This window comes from Parafrankia sp. FMc2 (assembly GCF_041008525.1).
Taxonomy (GTDB): domain Bacteria; phylum Actinomycetota; class Actinomycetes; order Frankiales; family Frankiaceae; genus Parafrankia.
Genome location: NZ_JBFLUG010000222.1, coordinates 1 through 7,853 on the forward strand (window position 1 = coordinate 1; position 7,853 = coordinate 7,853).

Below are 7,853 nucleotides of genomic sequence, written 5' to 3' on the forward strand. Positions count from 1 at the left end.
ACCCCACCCCGTCCCATCCGCACCCTCCGCAAACGCCTTCACCCGACCATCCCCCGCCAACCCACCCTGCCGGGAGAACTCCACGAACGTCGTCGGACTGGCCATGATCGCGACACCGCCGGCCAGTGCCATCGTGCATTCGCCGGTACGCAGCGCCCGCACCGCGAGATGGAGCGCGACCAGCGACGACGAGCAGGCGGTGTCGATGGTGACGGCCGGGCCCTCCAGGCCGAGGGTGTAGGAGATCCGGCCCGAGGCGACACTGCCGGCGTTGCCCGTCAGCAGATAGCCGCCGGCGTCGTCTCCGACCTGCAGGCCGGTCAGATAGTCGTGGTAGCTCAGCCCGGTGAACACCCCGATGTCACTGCCCCGCAGGGAGGTCGGGTCAATTCCGGCCCGCTCCAACGCCTCCCACGACACCTCCAGCAACAGACGCTGCTGCGGATCCATCGCCAACGCCTCCCGCGGCGACACCCCGAAGAACTCCGCGTCGAAGTCACCGGCGTCATACAGGAAACCACCTTCACACACATAGGACTTTCCCGCCCGCCCCGGCACCGGATCGAAAAGATCCGTCACATCCCATCCACGATCCACCGGGAAACCGGCGACCGCGTCCACGCCGTCGACTGCCACCCGCCACAGATCCTCCGGTGACCGCACCCCGCCCGGGAAACGACATCCCATACCCACGATCACCACCGGATCGTCCGTCACGCGATCCGCGGTGCTCTTCCCGGCGCCGTTTCCGACGCGCGCGACAGTCGCGCCGGCGCCCGCCGGCCCCACGGAACCGGGGACCTCCCCCAGCAGGCCGGTGTGCAGACGGGCCGCGACGTCGCGGGGGCTGGGGTGGTCGAACACCAGCGTCACCGGCAGGCGCAGGCCGGTGACCTCCGCCAGCCGGTTGCGCAGCTCCACGGCGGTGAGCGAGTCGAATCCCATCTCCCGGAACGCCGTGGCGGGCTCGACCGCCTCCGGCGAGGAGTGACCGAGCACGGCGGCCGCCTGTGCCCGGACGAGATCGACGAGCGCATCCAGGCGTTCCGACGCGGCCAGCCCGGTGAGCCGGCCGACCAGTTCGGCCACGGGACCGCCGCCGGCGCCATCGGTGTCACCGGGGCCGGGGCCGCGGCCGCGGCCTGTTGCCGCCGGGGTCGTTCCGCCCGGAACGAGGGCGCGCAGTACCACCGGCAGCGTCCCGGCCTCGGCCTGCGCCCGCAGCGCCGCGCCGGACAGCCCGATCGGCACCAACACCGGTGCCAGTGCCGGTGCCGGTGCCGGCGTGGTCGGCGGTTCCAGCGCGGCGGGCGGGGTCACCAGCGCCCGGTCGAACAGGGCGAGTGCCTCGGCGGTGGACAGGGCACGCATACCCGTGCGGGTCATCCGGCGCAGGTCGGTGCCGCCGAGGCCGGCGGTGAGGCCGCTGCGTTCGCCCCACAGCCCCCACGCCAGCGAGACGCCGGGCAGCCCGTGGGCCGCGCGCCACTGCGCGAGTGCGTCCAGGAACGCGTTCGCCGCCGCGTAGCCGCCCTGCCCGGGTCCACCGACCACCCCGGCGGCCGACGAGAAGAGGACGAAGCCCGCCAGGTCGAGATCGGCGGTCAGCTCGTGGAGGTGCACGGCGGCATCGACCTTGGGCCGCAGCACCGCCTCGACCCGCTCGGCGGTGAGCGAGGTGACAGCACCGTCGTCGAGGACACCGGCCGCGTGCACGACCGCGGTCAGCGGCCGGTCGGCGGGAAGCGTGGCCAGCAGTGCCGCGAGCGCCGCGCGGTCCGCCACGTCGCAGGCCGCGACGGTGACGTCCGCGCCGAGATCGGTGAGCTCGGCCGCCCACGCGGGCGCCTCCCCCCGGCGCCCGGCGAGCAGCAGGTGCCGCAGGCCGTGCCGGGTGACGAGGTGGCGGGCGAGCAGCCCGGCGAGCGTGCCGGTCCCCCCGGTGATCAGAACGGTGCCCGCGCGGTTCCAGGGCAGCGTGCCAGCCGCGACGTCGGACGTGGCGTCGGACGTGGCGTCGGACGTGGCGTCGGATGGCGGTGGCACCGGCGCGGGTGTAGGTGCGGGTGCCAGGCGGGGCGCGAGGATCTGGCCGGCGCGCAGGGCAAGCTGCGGCTCCCTGCGCACCCGGGCGACGGTCAGGGCCGTGGGGAGCAGGGTCGTGGCGCTGTCGGCCTCGTCCAGGTCCAGATCCAGCAGGACGAAGCGGCCAGGGTGCTCGGACTGCGCGGAGCGGACCAGGCCCCAGACCGCCGCGGCCGCCGGATCGAGGGCGCGGCCCGCCGACGGTTCCCCGCTCACCGCGCTCCGCGTGGTCAGGACCAGCGTCGATCCGTCGAGGCGTTCGTCCGCCAGCCAGGTCTGGAGAAGCGACAGTGTCCACCGCACCGCCGCGTGCGCACCGACCGCCGTCGCCGGTCCGCCGGTGTCCCCAGGGCTGCCAGCGAGGGCGTCGGCGGTGTCGGTGCGTGGCAGCGGGATGACCACCCACGGCGCGGGTGGGTCGCCTGCCGCGTCGAGCGCCGCCTGCACCTCCTCGACCGCGGCGACGGTCAGGATCCGCGGCGGGACGGGCGGTTCCCCGTCGGCGGGTGGCGGCAGCGCGGTCCAGGTGAGCTGGAACAGCGCCTGTGCGGAAAGGTCGTCACGGTCGGGGACGTCGGCCGCCGGGGACAGGGGCGGGCCGGCGTCCAGCCAGTAGCGCCGGTGCTGGAAGGCGTAGGTGGGCAGGTCCACGCGGCGGCCGCCGGCGACCAGCGGCGCCCAGTCGACCGGCACGCCGCGGACCCACAGCTCGGCCGCGCTCCCGGCAAGGCGGCGCAGGCCACCCTCCTGCCGGCGCAGGGAGCCCACGGCCAGCGTGTCGTCGGCGCCCGCGTCCTGCGCGACCTCGGCGACCGCCGGCGTCAGCACCGGATGCGTGCTGATCTCCACGAAGACCCGGTAGCCCTCGTCGACGAGGTCGCGGACGGCCCCGGCAAAGCACACGCCGCAGCGCAGGTTGCGGAACCAGTAGTCGGCGTCGACGGTTCCGGCGTCGGGAGTTCCGGCATCGGTGTCGCCCTCGACGGTGGAGCGGAACGGGATCCGGGGCCGGGCGGGACGCAGCCCGGACAGCCCGCTCAGCAGGCTCTCCCGCAGCGACTCCACCTGGCTGGTGTGGGAGGCGTAGTCGACCGGCAGCCGCCGGACCCGCACTTCCCGCTCCGTCCAGTGGGCCGCCAGCTCGTCGAGGGCCGCCGGCTCGCCGGCCACGACGGTCGCCGACGGCCCGTTCACCGCCGCCACCTCGACCCGGCCGGCCCATCGGTCCAACGCCGCCTCGACGTCGGCGACGGGCAGTGCCACCGACAGCATGCCGCCGCGACCGGCCAGGCTCTCCCCGATCAGCCGGCTGCGGACCGCCACGACCCGCGCCGCGTCGTCCAGCGACAGTGCCCCGGCCACACATGCCGCCGCGATCTCGCCCTGGGAGTGCCCCACCACGACGTCCGGACGCACCCCCCACGACTCCCACACCGCCGCCAACCCGACCATCACCGCCCACGAGACCGGCTGCACGACGTCCACCGGATCCAGCCCCGGTGCCTGCGCCGCGCCGCGCAGCACATCGACGACCGACCAGCCCACGAACGGCCGCAGAGCCTGATCGCACTCGGCCACCCGCCGGGCGAAGACCGCGGACGTCTCCAGCAGCTCCGCACCCATCCCCGCCCACTGCGCGCCCTGACCGGGGAACAGCCACACCACCCGGCCGGCGCCGGCGCCGGGACGTCCGCGCACCAGCCCGGCGTCCGGCTCGTCGCGGGCGAGTGCGTGCAGGGCCGCCAGTCGGTCGTCGCCCAGCAGCACGGCGCGGTGTCCCATCGCGGCGCGCCCGTGCAGCAGCGACCATCCGACGTCGACGACGTGCGGCGCTGCCCCGTCCACCGGGGCTGTCCCGCTCACCGGCGCGGCGGCGACGTCGGCGAGTCGGGCCGCCTGCGCCCGCAGCCCGGCTGCCGACCGCGCCGACAGGATCCAGGGCACCGCCCCGGCATCCGCCACCTCACCCGCCCGGGAGTCGCTCGCCGGGCCGTCGCCTGCCAAGGCCTCGGCCGGGGCCTCGGCCGGGGCCTCGGTCGGGGCCTCCTCGATGATCACGTGGGCGTTCGTGCCGGAGACACCGAAGGACGACACCCCCGCGCGGCGCGCGCGGGACGCCCGCGGCCACGGCACCTGTTCGGTGAGCAGGCGGACGTCCCCCGCCGCCCAGTCGACGGCCGGCGTCGGCTCCGTGACGTGCAGGGTGCGTGGGAGGGTCTCGCGGCACAGCGCGAGGACCATCTTGATGACGCCCCCGACCCCGGCGGCGGACTGCGCGTGCCCGATGTTCGACTTCAGCGAGCCCAGCCACAGCGGCGCCCCGTCCGGCCGGCCCTGCCCGTAGGTGGCCAGCAGGGCGTCGGCCTCGATCGGGTCGCCGAGCGGGGTTCCGGTGCCGTGCGCCTCCACCGCGTCGACGCCGTCCGGGGTCAGCCGGGCGTCGGCCAGCGCCGCCCGGATCACCCGTTCCTGCGACGGCCCGTTGGGCGCCGTCAGCCCGTTGGAGGCCCCGTCGGAGTTCACCGCGCTGCCCCGCACCACCGCGAGGACCCGATGCCCCAGCCGGCGGGCGTCCGTGAGCCGTTCGAGCAGCAGGACGCCGACGCCCTCGGACAGGCCGAACCCGTCGCCGTCCGCCGCGAACGCCCGGCAGCGCCCGTCCGGGGAGAGCGCGCGCTGCCGGCTGTACTCACTGAACACCAGCGGGCTGGACATCACCGCCACCCCCGCCACCAGGGCGAACCCACACTCGCCGCCGCGCAGCGCCCGCACCGCCAGGTGCAGCGCGACCAGCGACGACGAGCAGGCCGTGTCGACGGTGACCGCCGGCCCCTCCAGCCCGAGGACGTAGGCGAGCCGCCCGGAGAGCACGCTGCTGGCCGCGCCGGTGCTCAGATGGCCCTCGACCTCCGCGGGCACGTCGCGCAACCGGCTGACGTAGTCCTGGTAGATGCTGCCGACGAACACCCCGGTCGCGCTGCCGCGCAGTGTGGACGGGTCGAGGCCGGCGCGTTCGACCGCCTCCCAGGCGACCTCGAGCAGCAGGCGCTGCTGCGGGTCCATCGCGAGCGCCTCACGCGGGGAGATCCCGAAGAAGTCGGCGTCGAAGTCGGCGGCGTCGTGCAGGAACCCACCGTGGCGGGTGTAGGTGGTGCCCGGGCGCTGCCCGTCGGGATCGTGGAGCGCGGCTACGTCCCAGCCGCGGTCGGCCGGCAGCTCGCTGATCCCCTCCCGCCCGGCGGCGACCAGCTCCCACAGGTCCTCCGGGGAGCGGACGCCGCCCGGGAACCGGCAGCTCATTCCCACGATCGCCATCGGCTCGTGCGCGGCGTCCTCCAGCTCGCCGAGCCGACGGCGGGTCCGGCGCAGATCCGCCATGATCTTCCGGACGGAGTCCCGGAGGCGGTCCTCACTGGCACTGGACATCGGTCGCACTCCCACAGTCAGGCGGATCGCGGCATCAGGACGGCCCCGGCGGACAGATCAGAACGTGCCGGACGGATCAGAACGCACCGAGCTCCCGGTCGATCGCCTCCAACATCTCGTCGTCGCTCATCGCGTCGAACTCGTCGTCGTGGTCGCCCACCGCCGAGCGGTCACCCGCCCGGCCCGCCCCGCCAGCCGCGCCGGTCGCTCCGGACCGGAGGTCGTTCCACCGCCACAGCAGCGCCTGCAGCCGCTGGGCGATCACCTCGCCGTCGACGTCCCCGATCCCGCCGCCGGTGTCACCGCCCGTTCCAGCGCCTGCGCCTGCATCGGCACCGGCGCCGCCCGGCTGGATTGCGGCCAGCGCGGCTTCGAGTCGTTCCAGTGCGGCCAGCGGCCCGCGGGACTCGCCGCGGCCGGGCTCCAGCTCGCCGCGCAGGTAGCGGGCCAGGGCGCGCGGCGTCGGCTGGTTGAAGACCAGTGCAGCCGGCAGCCGCAGCCCGGTGATGGCAGTGAGCCGGTTGCGGAACTCGACGCCGCTGAGCGAGTCGAAGCCGAGGTCGCTGAACGAGCGGTCGTCCGCCACCGCGGCACCGCGTTCGTGACCGAGCACCGCCGCCGCCTGGCCTCGCACCAGGTCGATCAGGACCTGCTCCCGCTCCGGCACCTCCAGCTCCGCCAACCGGCGCGCGAACGCGGACGCGGACGCCGCCTCGGGCGCGGACGCCACCTCGGGCGCGGGTGCACCGTCACCGCCTGATCCCGGCCTCGGGCCAGGCACGGCACTGTTCAGGTCGGGCCCGTCCTGTGCGCTGTCGGGGTCGGGCACCGGCACCGGTGCTGGGCGTAGCGTCAGCGAGCCGGTGGCGACCGGCTGCCCGGTGGCATCCGCGGTGGCGACAGCGACCTCGTCAGTGCCGACCGGGGACAGCCGCACTCGCAGACTCGACGCTCCGGTGGCGTGCACCTGGACGTCGCTCCAGCAGAACGGCCGCAGCCGCCGCGCTCCCAGACCGGGGTCGAGGACCAGCGGGTGCAGAGCGGCGTCCAACAGCACCGGATGCACCGCGAACCGGCCCGCCTGCGACGCGAGCGGGCCAGGCAGGCCGACCTCGGCGAACAGCTCACTGCCGCGGCGCCAGACAGCGCGCACCGCCTGGAAGGCCGGCCCGTAGTCGACACCGGAAGCGGCCAGCCGCGGGTAGAGATCGTCGATCGCGATCTCCTCCGCGCCCCGCGGCGGCCACACGACCAGGTCGAACTCCGCCTGCTCGGCCGGCGCGGATCCGTCCCCGGCCGCAAGCGATCCGGTGGCGTGGCGGATCCACCGCGCACCCGCCCCGCCCGCTCCCGCGCCCGCCCCCGCGCCCGGAGCGGCCTCGGCGTCGGCGTCGTCTGGACGGGAGTAGACCGTCAGGGGACGTCCGCCGGCCGGGTCGGGGGGCCCCACCGAGACCTGGAGGTGGACGCAGCCATGCTCGGGGACGACCAGCGAGGTTTCCAGGGTGAGCTCGGCGATCTGCCCGCCGCCCGTCTCCGCACCCGCCCGCAGCGCCAGCTCCAGGACAGCGGTGGCGGGCAGCAGGGCGGTTCCGGACACCGTATGGTCGGCGAGCCAGGGCTGCTCGGCGCGGGACAGGGCCCCCGTGAGCGCCAGCCCGCCGGTGTCGGCCAGCGGTGTGACGACGCCCAGCAGTGGATGGCCCGCGCCGGACCGGGCCCGGCCGGACCCGGCGGAACCGCTGGTGGGTGCCGGAACGTCGGGCCAGTAGCGCCGGTGCTCGAACGGATAGGTCGGCAGGTCCACCGGGCGGCCTGTGGCCGCCAACGGACGCCAGTCCACCGGCAGGCCCCGGGCCCACAGCTGCGCCGCGTTCACGGCCAGCCGCCGCACCCCGCCGTCGTCACGCCGCAGCGAGCCGACGGCGACGGTCTCGTGGCCGCCGGCCGCCTCGCTTGCTTCCACCACTGCCGCGGCGAGCACCGGATGGGTGCTGACCTCGACGAACGTCCGGTGCCCAGCAGCGACCAGGCTGTCGACGACCGGGCCGAAGCGGACGGTCGAGCGCAGGTTGCGGTACCAGTAGTCGCCGTCGAGCTCGCCCGGGGCCACCGGCCCGCCCGTCACCGTCGACCACATCGCCACCGCGCCCACCAGCGGGTTCACCCCGGCCAGTTCCGCGGTCAGACGTTCACGGACGCGCTCCACCTGCCCGGTGTGGGAGGCGTAGTCCACCGGCAGCCGCCGGACCCGCGTCCCCTCGGCCTCCCAGCGGGCCAGCATCTCCGCCAGCGCCGCCGGCTCCCCCGCCACCGTCGTCGCCGACGGCCCGTTCACCGCC

At 75.5% G+C, this 7,853-nt stretch carries 2 protein-coding genes; both read right to left on the reverse strand.

Going from position 1 to position 7,853, the window contains the following annotated elements; translation table 11 throughout:
• Positions 1–5,511: SDR family NAD(P)-dependent oxidoreductase (locus AB1460_RS34515; RefSeq protein ID WP_368966546.1), on the reverse strand; the 5,511-nt coding region annotated here is incomplete at its 3' end.
• 76 nt (positions 5,512–5,587) lie between these two features.
• Positions 5,588–7,853, reverse strand: a 2,266-nt coding sequence (locus AB1460_RS34520; RefSeq protein ID WP_368966547.1) for an acyltransferase domain-containing protein, incomplete at its 5' end; no start/stop codon positions are given.